Source organism: Afipia birgiae 34632 (assembly GCF_000308295.2).
In the GTDB taxonomy this organism is placed as follows: Bacteria; Pseudomonadota; Alphaproteobacteria; order Rhizobiales; family Xanthobacteraceae; genus Afipia; species Afipia birgiae.
On the sequence record NZ_HG326653.1, the window covers coordinates 761,975 to 780,775 of the forward strand.

The following is an 18,801-nucleotide window of genomic DNA, read 5'->3' on the forward strand; positions in this document are numbered from 1 at the left end:
GTTGCCAGCGGTTGTGAACGCGACCATTCTCCGGTGGCTTGCTACCGACCGGTGCGTGGTGGGCGGACGACCTTGATGTGAGTCATCGCCGTAAGCGATGTCGTGCACCGGCGGGGAAACGAAAAAATGCCCACGATAAGCATTAACGGGCGGAATGTGTCCGTCGAAGCGGCGAACGATACGCCGCTGCTCTGGGTTATTCGCGAACAGCTTCAAATGACAGGGACGAAATTTGGCTGCGGCGCGGGTCTTTGCGGCGCATGCACAGTACATGTCAACGGCGAGGCGGTGCGCTCGTGCCAGACTGCGCTGAGCGACGTGGCCGGCAAGAAGATCACCACCATCGAAGGCTTGAGCGCCAAGGGCGATCATCCGCTGCAGAAGGCGTGGATTCTCGAGCAGGTGCCGCAGTGCGGTTACTGCCAGTCCGGCCAGATCATGCAGGCGGCGTCGCTGCTCGCCAAGAACACCAATCCGACCAGGGATGAAGTCGTCGCGCACATGGACGGCAACCTTTGCCGCTGCATGACCTATTCGCGCATTCAGAAAGCGATCATGCGCGCAGCCAACGATATGCGCACCGCTTCGAACGCGCCGGCGGATCGGAGGGCAACATGAATAAGCACATCACTGTCGAAACATCGACAGATCTCAGCCGCCGCTCGTTTATCGTCGGCACCTCTGCTGCGGGCCTCGCGCTCGGCTTCGCGTCGGTTCCGGGATCATCCGCGCTTGCTGCACCTGCCACGCCCGCAACGTTTGATCCGAGTGTGTGGTACTCGATCGCGCCGGACGGGCTTGTTACCGTGACCTGCGGCAAGGCCGACATGGGGCAACACATTGCCTCCACCATGGCGCAGCTTGTGGCTGAAGAACTGGGCGCAAGCTGGAAGGATATGCGGGTTCAACTCGCCTCCAACGATCCGAAATACAATGATCCGGTTCTTGGCGTGCAGATCACGGGCGGCTCCTGGAGCACGATGATGAACTTCGACGCCATGAGCCGCGCGGGCGCCGCCGGCCGCATCGCGTTGACCGAAGCCGCAGCCGGCATGATGGGTGTCCCGGCCGGCGAACTTGTGGTGCGTGATTCCAGAATCTCGCATCCGAAATCGAAGAAGTCGCTGAGCTTCGCGGAGGTCGTGAAGAGCGGCAAGGCAACAAAGAAGTTTTCGGCCGATGAGCTGAAAGCGCTCAAGCTGAAGGCGCCGGATCAGTACACGCTGGTCGGCCAGTCGATCCCGCAAATCGACATTCCGGCGAAGACTAACGGCACGGCGAAGTACGGCATCGATACGTTCCTGCCCGGCATGGTCTACGGCAAAATCGTGATGCCGCCGGTGCGCTATGGCGCGACGGTGAAGTCGGTGGATGACTCGGCGGCCAAGAAAGTGCCGGGTTTTATCAAGGCGGTGACGCTGGAAGACAAGACCGGCACCACCACGGGCTGGGTGGTGGCGGTGGCCAACACCTTTGCCAACGCCAAGAAGGCGGCGGCCGCGCTCAAGGTCACCTACGACAACGGGCCGAACGCCAAGGTCTCGAGCGAATCCCTGCTGGCGGAAGCCAAGCGGCTGCAGGCCGACAACGCGTCGGGGCTGTTCTTTGTCAAGAATGGCGATACGGCGGAGGCGCTCGGCAAGGCATCGAAGGTGATGGAGGCGGAGTACACCACCAACATCAACATCCATGCGCCGATGGAGCCGATGAACGCCACGGCGCAGCAGCAGGGCGATATCTGGCACGTTTATACCGGCAACCAGTTCGCTACCCGTTCGGGCGGGATCGCCGCCGGTGCGCTCGGCATCGATCCGAAGTTCATCGTGATGCATCAGGCATGGCTGGGCGGCGGCTTCGGCCGGCGTCTCGACGGCGACATGCTGGTGCCGGCGGTGCTTGCGGCGAAAGCCGTCGGCAAGCCGGTGAAGGTCATCTACTCGCGCGAGGACGACACCACCATGGACTTCTCGCGTCCGTTGACCTTCCAGAAGATCAAGGCCGGTCTCGACGACAGCGGCAAGCTGATTGCGTTCAATCATGACGTGGTCAGCGCCTGGCCGACCAAGCGCTGGGGCATCCCGGCGTTCCTGTCGCCGGATGTCGAGAAGAAGGGCGCGCTCGATGCCTTTACGGTGAACGGCGCGGATTTCTTCTATACGGTGCCCAACCACAATGTCCGCGCCATCATCAACGAGCTGGCGCAGTCGGCCACCCCCTCGGGCCAGTTGCGCTCGGTGGCTCCCGGCTGGACCTTCTGGGCGGTGGAAAGCATGCTCGATGAACTGGCGGTGGCTTCGGGGAAGGACCCGGCGCAGTTCCGCATCGATCTGCTCGATGGCGCGGGCGCCAATGCCGGCGGCGCGCAACGGCTGCGCAACACGCTGCTCGCGGCGATGGGTCTTGCCGGTTACGGCACCAAGAAACTGCCCAAGGGTGAAGGCATGGGCGTCGCCTGCGTGTCGTCGCAGGAACGCGCCACCGCGAGCTGGACGGCGTGCGTCGCCCATGTCGCGGTGGACGACAGCGGCGAGGTCAAGGTGAAGAAGCTCACCGTGGCCACCGATGTTGGCACGCAGGTGAACCCCGACGGCATCCGCGCCCAGGTCGAGGGCGCGGCGCTGTGGGGCATGTCGCTGGCGCTGTTCGAGAAGGCCACCATGAAGGATGGCGCGATCGAGCAGACCAACTTCGACACCTACACCCCGATGCGGATGAGCCAGGTTCCGGAGGTGGCGATCGCCGTTATTGCCAATGGCGAACCCGCGACCGGCGTCGGCGAACCCGCGGTGACGGTGGTGGCTCCGGCGCTGGCCAACGCCATCTACAACGCGGTCGGCGCGCGCGTGCGCTCACTGCCGATCACGGCGGATGCGGTGAAGGCCGGTATGAAGAAGGCGTAAACTTCCCTCTCCCCTTGTGGGAGAGGGTGGTTTCGAACGCAGTGAGAAACCGGGTGAGGGGCTAGGTCTCATCGTGAAAGTGCAGACCCCTCACCCGCTTCGTGGCTTCGCCCCCTCTCCCACAAGGGGAGAGGGTGAATTCGTATCAAGTCCCGACTATTTCTTTTCGACCGGCACCTTCCGCCGCGTTATGAAGTCCACGACGCGGTCAGGCGTCAGGGCGCGGCCGATGGGGCCAAGATGCGCGACGAGGCCCACGTTGTAACGCGTTCCTGGCCGATTTGCTGTCGCGGCCTTGAAGACGGTGCGCGCCACGGTCTCCGCCGACATCACGCCGAATCGATGAGGATCGAGGAAGCTACGCATGCGCTGAGCAAGGCGCTGCTTGAAATAAGCGTAGGGACTTTGCTGCCCGGTGTCCGGAATGCTTTTCAGCAGCGTCGCCTCGAAGTGCGTGGCGATGGGACCCGGCAGCACGTTGACGACGTCAATGCCGAAAGGTTCGACCTCCGGACGCAGGGCGTCGGTCAGCGCTTCGATGGCAAACTTCGTGGCATGATACGCGCCGCCGCCGATCGAACTGACGCGTCCCGCCACCGAACTGACATTGACGATGCGTCCGTGTTTTGCTTGCCGCATGGCGGGCAGCACCAGCTGCGACAGTCTTAAGCCGCCGAAGACATTGGTTTCGAACTGCAGCCGCAGGGCGTCGAGCGAAATCTCTTCCAGCGGACCGTACTGGCCATAACCGGCATTGTTGACGAGAACTCCGACCGCGCCGAATTCACGCTCAATGGCATCCACGGCCGCGCGCCTTGCAGTCTCGTCGGTGACATCAAGCGCCAGCGTGCGGCAACCCAGTGCGCGCAGATCGTCGAGCGTCGATGGATCACGGGCGGTTGCGAAAGTCTCATAACCTGCTGCGCGGAAAATCGTCGCCGCGGCGCGGCCGACGCCGCTGGAGCATCCGGTGATCAGCACCGGGCCGGCAGGAGCAGCATGTCGGCCAGAGGCGAGCGTCATTTGCGGCGGGCGGTTTTCTTCTTGCGCTTCGCGACGGGCGCGGAGGCCTTGGCGCTTCGGCGCAGTGCCTCCCGCAGGTCTTTCGGCACGCCGTGTTTCTTCAGAAGATCGGCGAAGGATTCATCTGCAAGCTCCTGAAGCGTCGCCATCCGGTCCCGTCCGAGCTGCACCAGCGCCTGATAGGTGTTGTCGTCGAATTCGATCACCTTGCGCATGCCAACCTCTCGTATGACCGCTAGTCGCCAGTATACAAGGGTTCTGCCGCGCCCGGTCAACGCTTTCATCGCGCGGCAAGTGCGACCACGAACAATGCGCTGGCGGCGGCAGAGGCAATCGTCCGCAGATGATCCCAGAAGGTCCAGTCCTTCAGGTCGCGCATCCACACCGCTGCTGCCGCGGCGCCGTTTTTGCGGCCGCAGTCCGGCACGCCATTACGCTTGAGCCGAAAGAAGCAGAGCGCATAATCGCACTGTTCAAGCGGATGCTGCCGGACGACACCAGCCGCGCTGGGCTGACGACACTCTGCCGAAATCGGGTCACAGATTCGTTGCTTGACGGGCACCCGCACCGGAGGAACGGTTGGTCAGATATTGCCCTGACTGGAGATCGTACGCGATGGACAAGCGGAAAGTCATACTGACAGCGATCGGAATCGCAGCGTTCTCATTTCTCGGCACGGAGTTCTCGGCCGCGTACGACTATCCGTTCTGCAGGAAAGGCGACGCGGGGCCGGGCGACTGCCGATACGATACTTACGAGCAGTGTTTGGCCGCGATCTCCGGTACGGCTGCTTATTGCCAACCGAATTACTGGCTTTCTCAGGCTGACCGAAACGCTGTGCCCGTGCGTCCGCGCCGCGTTCCGCGTTACTGACACGCAGCGTCCAGTTCGCGGACGGAGCGGCAAATCGCGGATACGCGACGTAACTGCAGATCGCCGATGTCTGCCATGCACCACGCCGTGCGTTAAGCTGAATTTTCCCCTAACGCGGCAGGTATCGTCGCACAGATGTGATCGCGGATACTTGCGCGGCGCTCTGCGCGCCGAACCGCGAGCGGGCTCGGCCGCCAGGCGTGATCTTAACCGTGTCACTTTACTCAAATGAAAGTCCTGCATGTGCCTATGGCCGCGGACGCAGAAGCTCCAGTGTAAGGACCAGCAGAACGATGACCTCAAGGTCGGTCAGGAATCTCGGAGCATTTCTGCGACGGATCAAGATCCGGCTTTGGCACAGCATGCCGTGCGGCGACGATCACAGCCTGCGCCGCAAGTTGCTGATCGGTACCGGGATTGCGCTCGTTTGCACCGGAATTCTTGCCACCAGCGTGATCGGCCGGTCGCTCGATGACTATCGGCGCGCCCGCCAGAATCTGCGCGGACTTGAGGGCTACCGGCTGATCCTTGATACCGCAAATCTTCTTTCGGCTGAACGCGGGCCCTCGAACAGCGTGCTTGGCGATGCGGGCCTGACGGACGGGACGCTGCGCGAGCGGCTCGTTGTATTCCGCTCCCGGTCAGACGCCATCCTCGAACAGTTGTCAGCGAGTGGCGGCGTTCCGTCGCATCTGTTGACGCCGGTGAAGGCGCAGCTTCGGGCAGGCCGCCGGGAGGTCGACCGCGTCGCGGCCATGCCGCGAGCGAACCGTAGCATCGCCGATGTGCAGGCGGCGATCGAGAGCATGTTTCAGGTCGTCGATACATTTCAATCCGTCGTTGCCTGGAAGGTGGCGGCCCTCAGTCTATCGAGTCCGGGGTTGGCGGCACCGGTGATGACCGGGCGGATTCTCGGTGAGTTGCGTGAGCATGGCGGTCGGATCGCGTCGCAGATCATGGCCCCAATTGCCGTCAGCCAGCCGCTTCAGCTGAAACATCTGGTCGACAGCAACCGGACGCGCGGCCGCATTCTCGAACTGTGGCGACTGATAGGAGATCAGGACGTCATCAGCCGTGGCAATCCGCTTTTGTCTACGGGTTGGCGCGATGTCGAGCGGATGTTCTTCGGTCAAGGTTTGAGCATGGTTGACGGGCTTGTCGCGGAAGGCCGCATCTCGGGCAAGTACTCTATGACGGCTGACGAATTCACGGTCCACTTCGTTGAAACGCTGAAGCCGCTGGAACGCCTGCGCGGAGGTTTTCTCGATATTACACTCGAGCACTTCACCGTGCTTCGCAACGGAGCGCTGGTGACTCTTGTGGTGACGATCGCCATCACCACGATCATTCTCGGAATTCTGGCTGGTCTGTTGGTCGCAGCTCAGCGGTTTGTGTTCGGGCCGTTGATGCGGGCGCGGGAAGCCGTGATCGTTCTGGCGGAGGATCGTCCCACCGTACCATACCCTGAGCCGCGTCACGCCACCGAAATGCGCCGCCTGTTCGACGCCATCGACATTCTTCGCGACAGCCTGGCCGAGCGCGCGTCGCTGACAAAAAAGCTCAAACAGCAGGCGGAGACCGATGGACTGACCGGCCTTATGAACCGCCGTGCGCTCGATATGATCGGCGAAAGCCATACCAGCAGTCAGGTCATGGCGGATGGCGCGTGTCTGATTTTGATGGATCTCGATCACTTCAAGGCCATCAACGACCGTTACGGGCATCTCGAAGGCGATCATGTGCTGAGAGAGTGTGTGCGTGTGGTGCGTCCGATGCTGAAGCCCGGCGATATCTTTGCCCGCTTTGGCGGAGAAGAATTCGTGATTTTGATTCCGGGCGACGATCTCGCCGGAGCAAAAGCACTCGCGAAAAGAATCCGCAGCGTGCTGGAAACGAACGAATTTGTTCTGTCGGATGGCACGGCGCTGATCGTCACGGCGAGTTTCGGCCTCGCCAAAGGCAATCTCGGGCAACTGGCATGGCGGCGGCTCGTCGAGGCCGCCGACGCGGCGCTTTACCGCGCCAAATCCGACGGCCGCAATTGCGTGCGCGACTCGCAGCCGTTGCATCCGACGCTGGTGCCCGACCTCCCCGACGATCTGGACGCGAAGGCGCCCACCCGAAGAACCGCCGGCACGCGCTAGCTCAATCGAACGGCGGTATCACAGGATGGCAGCCGCCGCTTTGCAGTCGGTTGGGCATACGCGTCGGACTCGGATGAGTGCAGGCTTGTCCGTCAACCGATGTTTCTGGCTTTGCCGTGGACGAGCCGGTGGCCACGCTCGGTCAGGTAATCACTTCGGATCAGTCAGCCTAAATCAGGCTACCGACCCCCGCACCCGCTGGAAAATGCGAATATCTTCGCAAACGATTTGAAAATACCCGCCGGCCAACACGCTAATGTCGCGCAGCCTGACCAAAGGAGTTCCTACTCATGCCACGCTACAATATTCTCATCCTGGGTGCGTCTTATGGATCGTTGCTTGCGTCCAAGATGATGTTCGGCGGGCACAATGTGAAACTCGTGTGCCTGCCCGCGGAAGCCGATTTGATCAACGCCGAGGGCTTTCGCGTCAGAATGCCGATTCGTGGCCGCGCGGATCAGATCGAAATCGACTCACGCAGGCTGTCAGGTACGGTGTCTGCCGCAGGCCCCGCCGATGTGAACCCGGCCGATTACGATCTGATTGGGCTTGCGATGCAGGAGCCGCAATACGGCTCGCCCGGGGTGCGGGAGCTCCTCGATACGGTGGCGAAGTCGCGGGTGCCTTGCATGTCCATCATGAACATGCCGCCGCTGCCCTACATGAAGCGCATTCCAGGTCTGAACGCGGACAAGCTGAAGGCCGCTTATACCGCGCCAGCAGTCTGGGACAATTTCGATCCGCGCGCGCTGACACTATGCAGTCCCGATCCGCAGGCAGTGCGGCCTCCGGGCGAGAAGGTCAATGTACTGCAGGTGACGCTGCCGACCAACTTCAAAGTCGCGCGCTTTGACAATGACGCGAGCAACGAGATCCTGCACAACCTCGAGAAGGACATCAGCGCGATACGCTTTGACGCGCCGGAGGGCAAGATCGAATTACCAGTGAAGTTGCGCGTTCACGACTCGATCTTCGTCCCTCTTGCGAAATGGGCGATGCTAATGGCCGGCAACTACCGCTGCATCACGGAAGATGGCATGCGAACCGCACAGGAAGCGGTGCATTCCAATCTGCAGGAGTCGCGCGACATCTATGACTTCGTGATTGCTCTTTGTATCAAGCTCGGCGCCACGAACAGCGAACTGGTGCCCTTCGACAAATACGCCGCGGCGGCGGAAAGCCTGTCTCGCCCTGCGTCTGCAGCACGCGCAATCAACAGCGGTGCACTTAATATCGAACGCGCCGACAAGCTTGTGCAGCTCGTCGCCGAGCAACAGGGCATGAGTCATCCTGGTCTTGATGCTATCGTTGCGCTTGTCGATCGTCGGCTTGACGCCAATCGAAAGAAAGCGGCCGCATGATTGCGGTTCTGAACACTTGAACCCACGCCGCTATCTCCGATCAGTCCAGAACAGTTGCTGTCGCCGATCATTGCCTCGGTGGCCATGCGCTGTCGTCGGTGAGCGTGGTCGAAAACGCTGCGCTTGCAATGGCCAAGCTCTAACGGTTGCCTAAGTTCAGCTTGATGCCGAGCATTTGCCGCGGCCATGATGCGGTTTCGTATGCAAATGGCGCACCCGACACGGCGCTCAGGCGATGATCTCGTCGGCTTGAAAGCACCACCCCTGATCGCGAGCGCATTTGCCAAGACGCGGGTTACATCGGCGGCGCCTTCCCTGCGTGCCGTTGCCGTGTTTCAGAAACCACGATCTCAAATTGGCACAATTTGCACATTGCCCGAAATGGCCGCCAATCAGTTTAAGGTTGACCCGTCGATGGCCGCGGGAGAAGTTCTACGGATCAGTCAAAATAGGGAAGAGATGCTGCCGCGATAGTCGCCCGTGCAGGCTGGCCGATTCCGGCGGCGTCAGATTTCAAGCCCTGTGATCGTGGCGTAGTAGGGAGTAGAGCCATGAAGCAAATGACCCTTGCGGCTCTTGCGTTCACGTATGTGGTAGCAGCCGCCAACGCGCTGGCGCAGCCCCTCCGCATCTCCGACGGTGACGTCACCGACGCTTACATCTATCTGTTGGGTCGGGTGCTTGTGATTCGCCAGGAACATATGGATCGCGGCGCGCCGGGGTTCGCCTACAACACGATAAAATACAATCCAATCGGCTCAGCGGATTGGGTGAATCCGAACCTCGATACCGCCTATCTCGAAGCCTGGTTCGCGGTCGATAGCGACACGCCGATCATATTTGAAGTGCCGGAGATAAAGGGCCGCTACTACACGGCGCAGATTCTCGATGAATGGGGTGAAGTGATCGCCAACATCAATGATCGGATATTCCCCTCGAAGCCTTTCGGGAAATTCGCGCTGGTGTATCCCAATTCGACCGCGAAAATTCCCACGGACGCTGCGCGCATCGAACTGCACTCAAGCAAGGCCAAGTTGCTCGGCCGTGTGGAAATCAAGGATGATAAAGACGAGGCTTTGAAACTCCAGCAGGCGTTCAAGGCGAACGCCCTCGGCACACCAACGATCAAGGCGCCGCCCGCTATACCGATGTTTGACAATAGGAATCTAATGGGCGTCGAGATTTTTGATGATGTCGACGACAAGCTTACAAGTGCGCTGGACGTCGCTCCAAATGCCGCTCCGATGCAGCAGAAAGTTCGAGCCGTCGCAGCCTACGTTGCGTCAGGCCAACAGGCGCGGGCCGCTGTCGATGCGCAAATCCGCAAGATCGTCCCGGAATTCATCGAGTACACCTTTACCAAAAGCGCGCCCTATCGCAATCATTGGGTCGGTGGTAGCGCGGTCGGCAACTACGGCGCCGATTACCGGCTTCGCACGGTCGCCAACTATGCCGGCATCTGGGCCAACACGATCGACGAGGTGATCTATTTCGTCGCCACACGCGACACCAACGAGCAGACATTGAATGGCTCTAACAGCTATGTCATCCATTTTCCTGCCGACAGGCTGCCGGAAAGTGTCAGTGAAGCCTTCTGGTCTGTCATTCTCGTCGGCGTGCCGGACTACCGCGTCGTCCCTAATCCGCTCAACAGATTTCACCTCAACAATTTCTCGCCGCTTGCGAAGGGGGCAGACGGCTCGCTGAAAATCGCTGTTGGCCCGAAGCCGGTCGCGGGTGTGGCTGAATCGAATTGGCTGCCGTCGCCCGAAAGTAAGCCGTTCTCGCTGACGTTCCGAACCTACGTACCCAAAGACCTCGTCAAGCGAGGTGAGTGGACGCCTTCGCCAATGACAAAGGTGGACTAAGGAGGCATCCATGAAGAAGATTGCTCTCGCGGCATTTGCTTCGATTTGGCTGGCGACATCCGCGCAGGCGCAGTCGTCCGGCAACACAATGCCGGTCTCCGCCGATAACTTCACGCGCGCCGAGAGCGACACTTATTTTTCTAGTGTCGTCAAAAGCGCCGGAAGCATCGGCAGGTTCCTCCACCGCCGCGAACTTGAGCCGGTCGACAATCAAATCGTCATCCGCGCGAACCGCGACACGCTGTATTCGGCAGCGGTGTTTGACCTCGATGCGGGGCCTGTGACGATCACACTACCCGATGCTGGCAAACGCTTCATGTCCCTGATCGTGCTCGATGAGGACCAGTACACGCCTGCTGTATATTACGGCGCCGGCAGCCACACGTTCACGAGACAAAAGATCGGCACGCGCTACTTGATGCTGGCGCTGCGAACGCTGGTCGATCCTGCCGACCCGAAGGATGTCCAGCAGGCCAACGCTTTGCAGGACGCTGTCAAGATCAAGCAGAGAAATGCCGGGAAGCTCGAAATCCCGAACTGGGATCCCGTCAGCCATAAGAAAGTAAAGGACGCACTGCTGGTGCTGGCGTCGACCCTTCCCGATTCCAACAGAGGCTTTGGCACGAGGGAGCAGGTCGATCCGGTGCGCCGTCTCATTTTGAGTGCATCGGCATGGGGCGGAAATCCCGACAAGGAAGCCAAGTACCTCAACGTCTTTCCGGCGAAGAACGACGGCAATACCAAGTACCGTTTGAACGTAACGAACGTCCCGGTCGACGGCTTTTGGTCGATCACCGTTTACGACTCAGAGGGCCGATTTCAGAAAAACCCATACGACGCTTATTCGCTCAACAACATCACCGCGAAGAAGAGCGCTGATGGTTCGGTCTCCGTCCAGTTCGGCGGATGCGACGGAAAAATCCCTAACTGTCTGCCGATCGTGAAGGGTTGGAACTACATGGTGCGCCTCTATCGTCCGCGAGCCGAAATCTTGAGCGCCAAATGGAAGTTCCCGGAGGCGCAGGCAGTACAATGAACCGTGCCGGAGCTACCAATGCTTGCTCACTGGCCAAGCAAATGATTTCCCGTTAGCGAATTCGACAAATCTGAAACTGGGGAGGTTCAGATGGCGAAGATCAAACTGTTGTGCCGCAGCGAGTGCAAACGTGGGGAGCTCGCAATTGTCACAACTCTTTCGCACTTTAGGCCCTTCAGAGATATCCGATCACCGACCTTGCAAAAATTGCAGTTTTGCACCGCGTGAATGCGTTCAAGTGGTTGGCCATGGATCGATCTCGGTGGGGAAAAAGAGCATGGTGGAGCGGCGCTGCTGGCGCACCCGACACGATTCGAACGTGTGACCTTTGCCTTCGGAGTTTTTTAGGCTGCCCATCCTAAATGCACGATAGGGCACGCCATGCTACGCCAACCTTATGATCTATATGGACAATTCTGTTTTTTCCGCCGAAACCCATATCCGAACTTTCGCTCCGATTTCCGTCTTGCTGCTTCCGTGGTGCTTCCGCGGAAGCAGCCCTCTTCAGTGAAGGAGAGGCCATATGGCAAAGCTAACTAAGCGAGTCGTGGATGCCGTCGAGATTCGCGACAAGGACTATTTCATCTGGGACGACGAATTGCCCGGCTTCGGTCTCCGCGTCTTCGCGTCCGGCAAGCGGAGCTACCTTATCCAATATCGCTCGGCCGGTCGAACTCGACGCTACACCATCGGCCTACATGGCATCTGGACGCCGGAGACGGCCCGGCAGGAAGCGAAGGTTCAACTCGGTCGCGTCGCCGGTGGCGACAATCCGGCCGAGGAGCGTCAGCTCGACCACAAAGCCGTCACGGTTAAAGAGCTGTGCGCGCTCTACCTAAACGATCTGAAAGCCGGTCTCATCCTCGGCAAAGGCGGCCGCCCGAAGAAGACGACGACCATTGTCACCGATACCGGCCGCATCGAACGCCATATCATTCCGTTGATAGGCGCGCGCCGCGTGAAGGACCTGACCAAGGCCGACATCAACAAAGTGCTGAAGGATATCATGGCGGGCAAGACGCGAGTGTCCGTCAAAACGAAGAAGTTGCGCGGCAAGGCGATCGTGCGGGGAGGTGCCGGTACGGCGACGCGCACGGTTGGTCTATTAGGTGGCATCCTCACCTACGCCGTCGAGTCTGGGATCATCGAGCACAATCCGGCGCACGGCATCAAGAAGCCCAAGGACAATGTCCGGAACCGCCGGCTTACAGAGGCGGAATATCGCACGCTCGGCCAGATGATGCGCGAGGCGGCGGCGATCGAGAAGTACGCCATGACCGTCGACATCATCCGACAGATCGCGCTCACGGGCTGTCGCCGCAGCGAGATCATTGGCCTCATGTGGAGCGAGACAGATACGGACGGAAGCTGCCTGCGCCTGGAGAACAGTAAGGAAGGCGTGTCCGTCCGCCCGGTAGGCTTGCCGGTGGTCGAGTATCTAGAGGAACGCCGCAAGGGCGCGACGGGCACCTATGTCTTCCCCGGCCAGGATGAGGACAACGCCTTCGGCAGCTTCCCGAACCATTGGGAGCAGATCTTCAAGAAGTCGCCTCTGTCCGATGTCACGCCGCACGTCTTGCGGCACAGCTTCGCCAGCATCGGCAACGATCTCGGTTTTACCGAAGTGACGATCGCCGCGCTTGTCGGCCACTCGAAGGGCTCGGTGACGAGCAAATATATTCACACGCTCGATACCGCCCTCATCATGGCTGCCGATACCATGTCAGGCTATATTCAGGGGCTGCTCGACGGAATCGAGTTCAAACAAACTGCTTACGCCCTCGATCGGGGTTCGCGCAAAGCGGCGCTCGCACGCTTCCTGCAGAACGCCGTCGGAGACCAAGACACAACGGATCAGCCGGGAGAGAAACGTCTTGCCGCCTAGATTTTGTCTCCGAAGGCAGCAGGCGGCTAGAATCCCGATCCGATTCATAACGAGAAGAAGAAATATGAGCAAACAGAGTGACCCAGCGAGCTCTTTCGATGCCGCCGAGCGACTCTTTCGATTGTATCGCTCCCATTGTGTTGCCCCTGATCGCGACACGCTATTTTCGTTTCTTGAGGCGGCGCACAGCCTTAACGACCGGCTCAAAATCGGTCGCGGAGTCGATTTCTTCGATTTGCAGGAATTTTCGGCACTGAAATGCCTGAGGAATTTCTTTCATCATCATCAAGAGATGCGACATGTCGTCAGGATTATCCCCTTGGGGGATTATCCGATCATCACTGATTTGATGGTCCTATGCCTCGTTCCCGCCGATATCGTTGAGAGCGCGATCAACGAAACAAGGGGACGGCACAAGGAGGAAGCCCGGCAGGCATGCGGCGCCATGTTTCACTGGTACGGCTCAGTCGTGAACATCAACCCGGCGCTTTTCAACTTTGTGGTCTCTGCCTATGAGCGCATGATCGTGGCAGGCATTTCTCTAACCGGCGAGTCCTTTCAGGAATTTGAATCGAGCTATCGCTATGAAGAAGATCATGGGCACGCGCATCTTGTTGACGGAAGACTTGCCACGCGCGCCGGCGATATCGGCCAGATGCTCGCCGATATTATGAGCACGAGAGGACTTTAGCGGTTTCCCGCGAGCGCGAGTGGGCGAATTTCGCTGCCGGTAAGGTTGTCCCTCAATCGAACACATCAAAGCCCGTTTGAACGGTAAGACGTCCATGGATCGGCTGACTCTTAACTACGTGTGGAAGCAGAAGCAGATCCCCGTCGTACTGCGTCGTACGGGACGTGGTGAGAGGCTTCGGGTGCGACTGCCGTTTGTCGACGACAACCGGCAATGGCTTCAGAACAGCCGACGAGTGGCGCCTGAATGGATCGGGGGGACCGAGTCCTATTGGGAGCTTCCGAAATCCTGGTTCAACGACTTTGTCGATCGAGCGCTGCTCCGCTACGGCAAGGTCTACATTATCCAGCCCTATCGCGAGCAGGAAATCTGCGCGAGGGCATGCCAGGAGGCACGCGGCCACGAATGCGAGTGTTCCTGCATGGGCGCCAACCATGGCAGCGGCAATGACGGAAGTTGGTTTGAGGTCTCGGATACCTTCTCCACGCGATGGGGCGAGCGCCAGCTTGCCTGTCGGCTGTTGACTGCGCGGTAGAGGCCAGCATGGATATCGACGTCAATCAGATGCGCGACCATGAAATCAGGCTGCATGGTCTCAACCGAGCGGATGGAGCGTACACGCTCTACTATGACGAGACGAACAATTACCGTCTCGTACGCATCACCGAGGATGGACTTAACGCTCCCGAGGCGAAGTGTTTCGTTTTGGGCGGAATTGCCCATAGCGGGCCACCTCGCGAGCTACCCTTTCTAGCGCTGCGTGAGTCACTTCGGCTTCAACCCAGCGTGCGTGAACTCAAGCTCGTGCATTTGGGGAAAGGCGATATCCTGAAACTGCTCGATAGCGCGAAGGTTGGGGTCTTCCTGAAGTGGCTCGAACAGGAACGCTTGTTCCTGCATTATCAAGCTCTCGATCCGATCTACTGGTCGATCGTGGATATCGTGGATTCCATCGTTGCCGAAGCCGGTCAATTTCAACTCACGGCAATGGCCTGGGAGCTGAAGGACGCTCTGAACACGCTGACACGTGCGAACCTCTCCTCGGTCATCACCCTATTTAGGAGTTGCGACTATCCGAATGTCGGCGCCGCCAACCGGACTCGCTTTCTTGACGCCCTCATCGGGCTCTTCGAGCCCCGACAAAGGCTGCTGCCCGATTTTCACTTCCGGATGCTTATCGGCCTGCTCCACCTTGGCAAGAAGCTTGAAGCACTACCGTTCCTCAACGGAGAAGAGCCGCGGCTGCTCATCGCGCATTACAGGCATTTTTATGCGGCGCGGCTCTGCATACTGAAGCATGCCCATCATATTCTCGATGTTGAAGACGTCGTGAGCCGGGAGCTAGCGACATGGCGCTTTATGGATGGCGCGAGCCAGCTTCAACATTTTCGCTTCGTCGCGTCGCATGACGAGATCGGCATTCAAATCTCGGACCCGATCGTCGGACTGCTAGGCAAACTATGCGCGTTTGCAATTGAACAGGACAAGGAGCATCTCATTGATGCTCGACAAAGTCTCAACGGGCGGCAGCTTACGAATCTTGCGACAATGGCTCGTCTCATTAACCGTTCGATCGATGAGAACCGGGTCTTCGCCAACTATGTGATGGCTATTTCGGATCAGCGAAAATTATGGGCGTTTCTAGGTGAGGACACGGGCTGGGCGTGACATCAGACCAGTCCGCGGCGCGGTTAAAGTCCTATGCTGCCGGGCAACGGATGAATTTCTCGACAGCGCCGTCGAGGAACACTCGCTCGATGTGATGCCCGGCGCCTTCGACGAGGCTGCGCGCTACCATCGGCAGCTCGCGCATTGAGCGCTGCACGTCGTCCATCGCGATCGGAGTGTCGCTTTCCGGCACATCGATGCGTGTGACGTTGTTCTTGCCGACCAACAGATAGGCCTGACCGAGGGCATTGCGTGACTGCGCTCGCGAGGCCGCATTGAAGGTGCGCAAGAACGCCCAATCTTTAATGCCGCCGTTGCGCGCTCGCTCATCGATGGTGAAGGTGGCTTCGCCCATTCCCAGGCTGAGGATACGCACGTCCTCGCGCGCGATGTCGAAGCAGGCAAGCGCGTCGACGAGCGCGTTCATGACCGGATTGTTGGCCCAGATGCCGCCGTCGATCATGACGTAACCGTCGTCCTCAACGCCAGGATAGTAGGACGGCGCAGCGGTCGTGTGGAGCGCGACATGCACGAACTTCTTGTGGCGGTCCTTCTGATAGTCCGGGTGGTGCGGCGTCTTGTAGAGGAAGGGCTCGCCGTGGCGTCCCTCAAAGCTCGGGATCACCAGTCGGGTGACGGCATCGTCCAGCACCTTGTCGCCGAAGATCCGCAGCAACTCGTCCTTGAGAGCAGCCTGGTCGTGCTTCGGCTTGACCAGCCAGCGCAGCACCCTTGAGACCCTGCCGAGCCCAGCCGCGGGCGGAAAGATGCGCTCGCCGCGCTCAAGATAGATGTTCAGCGCTTGTCGGGCCGTCATGCCGTGAGCGAGAGCGAGAGCGATGATTCCGCCCGTTGACGTGCCTGCGATCATGTCGAAGTGATTGGCGATGGAGCCGCCGCCCAGGAAGCGGCTTTCGAGTTCGGCGAGGACGGCCGCAGGAAAGACGCCGCGAATGCCGCCGCCATCGATCGACAGGATGCGGAAAGGGCGGCCTTGCGCCCATGGCTGCTTCAGGCGCGTGTGCTGAATGGTGCCGTCCGACCGTCGCGGCGGAATGTAGTTCATTGCGTGGTCTCCGTTGCCTCGGCGGATTGCGATCCGGCGTGGCGTCCGCCGCCGGTCCAGCGCCCTGTCATCAGCCAAAGTTCGTAACAGGCGAGCCAGTCGAGCGCCCAAGGGACGGTCGTGCTGGCAATAGTCATTGCCGCTGTCCATTCATGGTCGCGAGGATCGAACAGACAGAGCGTGGGATCCTCGGCCGGCGGATAGACATGAGGGCCCCTGAACATTAAAGGGGCACAGATATACGGTAGAAAGTTCAGATCACGAACAGCGACGGGCTTCCGCGCCACAGTCGAAGGTCGTAGAAGGGTGGAACTTTGCCGTTCGTCTCGCCCATCGGAACGAGACGCCATTCACAACACAAGCACCTAGGTTTGAACGCGGAAATGAGACATTTGCGGATGTAACAACCTTGCCGCAATGCAGCATCGTCCGCCTTGCACGCGGCGAAGGGTCACTTCACTGACGGATAGAGTCACAAAACCTTCGCGACCTTGACATCGAAGTGTCATCCACGAGCCCTACTGTATTGCGAAACGCAATCTCTGCGTCATTCACATTACAGATGGTGATCCATGAAGCCCAGCGATGCCGAGACCGACCGCAAATACGTGTTGCGGCTCAGAAATGTCGGTGTGACCTATTCAGGCGGAGTGGTGGCGCTCAGATCGACCACCCTCGATTTCTTCCAGCGCGAGTTCTCCGTTTTACTCGGCCTGTCGGGTGCGGGGAAATCGACACTTTTGCGCTCCCTGAACCTCCTTGTTAAACCTACCTCCGGCGAGATTGTCTCATCGGATTTCGGTGTCCTTGGCCCGACCGGCGCACTCCGCCAGCACCGGCGCCGAACGGCACTCATTTTCCAGCACCATCAGCTGATCGAGCGACATACGGCCCTCGCCAACGTCCTCACCGGCCGACTCGGCTATCACAATACCTTGCGCAGTTTCTTCCCGCTGCCCCGCGCGGACCTGGAACTGGCTCTCCACTGCCTCGAGCGCGTCGGTCTGGCCGACAAATCCATGACGCGTGTCGATCAGCTCTCTGGCGGCCAGAAGCAGCGTGTCGGGATTGCCCGCGCGCTGGCGCAGCAGCCCAACATCATTCTGGCCGACGAGCCTGTCGCCAGCCTCGATCCCGCCACCTCGGAGAAGATCCTCGAACTGCTTCGCCAGGTGTGCAAAGAAGACGGCATCACCGCCATCGTGTCGCTGCACCAGCTGGAATACGCGCAGCGCTTTGCAGACCGGATCATTGGCCTTGCCGGTGCACATGTTGTGTTTGACGGCGCTCCTGATGAGCTCAATGACGACAATTTCGCCGCGATATACGCCGGGCACCGCCGTGAGCCAATCGCACCCAGCCGGACGAGTAACCCCGCCTACGCCCAGCCACCGTTTACGCCTGAGATGGAGATGTCCCTATGAACCGCCTGCTGAAATTTGCCATTGCTGCCGCCCTTGCCATGGGGCTGGCAGCGCCAGCCCACGCCGCCAATCCGAATCCAGAGACTTTAAAGGTCGCACTGTTACCGGATGAGAATGCGTCCGAGTTGATCAAGCGCAATCAACCGCTCAAGGACTACCTCGAGAAGGAACTGGGCAAGAAGGTCGATCTGGTTGTGACAACAGACTACTCGTCGATGATCGAGGCAATGCGTTTCGGCCGGATCGACATAGCCTATTTCGGTCCGCTCTCGTACGTGCTTGCCAAGGGCAAAGCCGATATCGAGCCGTTTGCGGCAATGGTCAGCGACGGCAAGCCGACTTACCGCTCTGTCGTCATTGCCAACGCGAATGCCAATGTGAATTCGCTCAGCGACATCAAGGGCAAGAAGGTCGCTTTCGGCGATCGCGCTTCCACCTCCAGCCATCTGATTCCGAAGACGTTGATGGCGGAAGCCGGTGTCGTGAATGATCGCGATTACCAGCAGCACTTCGTCGGCAGCCACGATGCGGTTGCGGTGAATGTCGCCAACGGCAATGCGGAAGTCGGGGGCCTTTCCGAGGTGATCTGGAAAACTCTTCTTGAGAGAAAGCTCGTCGACGCAGGCAAGGTCAAGGTCATCGCCTACAGCAAGGAATATCCCCAATACCCGTGGACGATGCGCTCCGACCTGAAGCCGGAGCTGAAGGACAAGATCCGCACCACTTTCGTGAACCTGAAGGACCCCGCAGTTCTGAAGAACTTCAAGGCGGACGGTTTCGCCCCGATCACGGACAATGATTACGACGTGATCCGCGATATGGGAAAGTTGCTTGGAATCGACTTCGGAGCGATGTGAGGACG

General features: G+C 59.6%; 17 protein-coding genes. 13 read left to right on the plus strand and 4 right to left on the minus strand.

Annotated elements, in window-relative coordinates; translation table 11 throughout:
* Positions 1–126 precede the first annotated feature (126 nt).
* Both BN32_RS17590 and BN32_RS17595 read left to right on the plus strand, forming a co-directional pair.
* The gene (locus BN32_RS17590; RefSeq protein WP_040426636.1) at positions 127–618 is read left to right on the plus strand and encodes a (2Fe-2S)-binding protein; all 492 of its coding nucleotides are present in this window, start codon (positions 127–129) and stop codon (positions 616–618) included.
* Positions 615–2,900, plus strand: a complete 2,286-nt coding sequence (locus BN32_RS17595; protein ID WP_019199022.1) for a xanthine dehydrogenase family protein molybdopterin-binding subunit — start codon at positions 615–617, stop codon at positions 2,898–2,900. The genes BN32_RS17590 and BN32_RS17595 overlap by 4 nt, the downstream gene beginning before the upstream one ends.
* A 156-nt stretch (positions 2,901–3,056) precedes the next feature.
* Here the strand turns inward: BN32_RS17595 and BN32_RS17600 are convergent, their stop codons facing one another.
* Both BN32_RS17600 and BN32_RS17605 read right to left on the minus strand, forming a co-directional pair.
* Positions 3,057–3,923 (minus strand): SDR family NAD(P)-dependent oxidoreductase, encoded by an 867-nt coding sequence (locus BN32_RS17600; protein WP_019199021.1) that lies wholly within the window; start codon positions 3,921–3,923, stop codon positions 3,057–3,059.
* The gene (locus tag BN32_RS17605) at positions 3,920–4,138 is read right to left on the minus strand and encodes a hypothetical protein (RefSeq protein WP_019199020.1); all 219 of its coding nucleotides are present in this window, start codon (positions 4,136–4,138) and stop codon (positions 3,920–3,922) included. Before BN32_RS17605 ends, BN32_RS17600 begins: the two co-directional genes overlap by 4 nt.
* A gap of 400 nt (positions 4,139–4,538) precedes the next feature.
* On the opposite strand from BN32_RS17605, the gene BN32_RS17615 reads away from it, so the two are divergent.
* The 9 genes from BN32_RS17615 (at position 4,539) to BN32_RS17655 (ending at position 15,449) form a co-directional block, all read left to right on the plus strand.
* Positions 4,539–4,796, plus strand: coding sequence for a DUF3551 domain-containing protein (locus tag BN32_RS17615; protein ID WP_019199018.1), 258 nt, complete (start codon positions 4,539–4,541; stop codon positions 4,794–4,796).
* A gap of 293 nt (positions 4,797–5,089) precedes the next feature.
* Positions 5,090–6,940 carry a GGDEF domain-containing protein gene (locus BN32_RS17620; protein ID WP_040426638.1) on the plus strand — a complete coding sequence of 617 codons (1,851 nt, stop codon included), beginning with the start codon at positions 5,090–5,092 and terminating at the stop codon, positions 6,938–6,940.
* A gap of 290 nt (positions 6,941–7,230) precedes the next feature.
* Positions 7,231–8,301: a hypothetical protein gene (locus tag BN32_RS17625; RefSeq protein WP_019199016.1), complete on the plus strand. Its 1,071-nt coding sequence runs from the start codon at positions 7,231–7,233 to the stop codon at positions 8,299–8,301.
* Between the two features lie 551 nt (positions 8,302–8,852).
* Positions 8,853–10,169: a DUF1214 domain-containing protein gene (locus BN32_RS17630; RefSeq protein ID WP_019199015.1), complete on the plus strand. Its 1,317-nt coding sequence runs from the start codon at positions 8,853–8,855 to the stop codon at positions 10,167–10,169.
* A 10-nt stretch (positions 10,170–10,179) separates the two neighbouring features.
* Positions 10,180–11,205: a DUF1214 domain-containing protein gene (locus BN32_RS17635; protein WP_019199014.1), complete on the plus strand. Its 1,026-nt coding sequence runs from the start codon at positions 10,180–10,182 to the stop codon at positions 11,203–11,205.
* Positions 11,206–11,728: 523 nt separating this feature from the next.
* Positions 11,729–13,090 carry a tyrosine-type recombinase/integrase gene (locus tag BN32_RS17640; RefSeq protein ID WP_040426639.1) on the plus strand — a complete coding sequence of 454 codons (1,362 nt, stop codon included), beginning with the start codon at positions 11,729–11,731 and terminating at the stop codon, positions 13,088–13,090.
* 64 nt (positions 13,091–13,154) lie between these two features.
* Positions 13,155–13,781 carry a hypothetical protein gene (locus tag BN32_RS17645; protein ID WP_040426640.1) on the plus strand — a complete coding sequence of 209 codons (627 nt, stop codon included), beginning with the start codon at positions 13,155–13,157 and terminating at the stop codon, positions 13,779–13,781.
* A gap of 94 nt (positions 13,782–13,875) precedes the next feature.
* Positions 13,876–14,316 carry a hypothetical protein gene (locus BN32_RS17650; RefSeq protein ID WP_019199010.1) on the plus strand — a complete coding sequence of 147 codons (441 nt, stop codon included), beginning with the start codon at positions 13,876–13,878 and terminating at the stop codon, positions 14,314–14,316.
* Between the two features lie 8 nt (positions 14,317–14,324).
* The gene (locus BN32_RS17655; RefSeq protein WP_019199009.1) at positions 14,325–15,449 is read left to right on the plus strand and encodes a DUF3800 domain-containing protein; all 1,125 of its coding nucleotides are present in this window, start codon (positions 14,325–14,327) and stop codon (positions 15,447–15,449) included.
* Positions 15,450–15,480: 31 nt separating this feature from the next.
* On the opposite strand, the gene BN32_RS17660 is transcribed toward BN32_RS17655, so the two are convergent.
* Together BN32_RS17660 and BN32_RS28320 are read right to left on the minus strand one after the other, a co-directional pair.
* Positions 15,481–16,515 carry a CBASS cGAMP-activated phospholipase gene (locus BN32_RS17660; RefSeq protein ID WP_019199008.1) on the minus strand — a complete coding sequence of 345 codons (1,035 nt, stop codon included), beginning with the start codon at positions 16,513–16,515 and terminating at the stop codon, positions 15,481–15,483.
* Entirely contained in the window at positions 16,512–16,865 is a 354-nt protein-coding gene (locus BN32_RS28320) for a type II CBASS E2 protein (RefSeq protein WP_488225992.1), read from the minus strand. The genes BN32_RS17660 and BN32_RS28320 overlap by 4 nt, the downstream gene beginning before the upstream one ends.
* A 222-nt stretch (positions 16,866–17,087) precedes the next feature.
* On the opposite strand from BN32_RS28320, the gene phnC reads away from it, so the two are divergent.
* Positions 17,088–17,939, plus strand: coding sequence for a phosphonate ABC transporter ATP-binding protein (gene phnC, locus BN32_RS17670; protein ID WP_006023687.1), 852 nt, complete (start codon positions 17,088–17,090; stop codon positions 17,937–17,939).
* Positions 17,936–18,796: a phosphate/phosphite/phosphonate ABC transporter substrate-binding protein gene (gene phnD, locus BN32_RS17675; protein WP_006023686.1), complete on the plus strand. Its 861-nt coding sequence runs from the start codon at positions 17,936–17,938 to the stop codon at positions 18,794–18,796. Before phnC ends, phnD begins: the two co-directional genes overlap by 4 nt.
* Positions 18,797–18,801 lie beyond the last annotated feature (5 nt).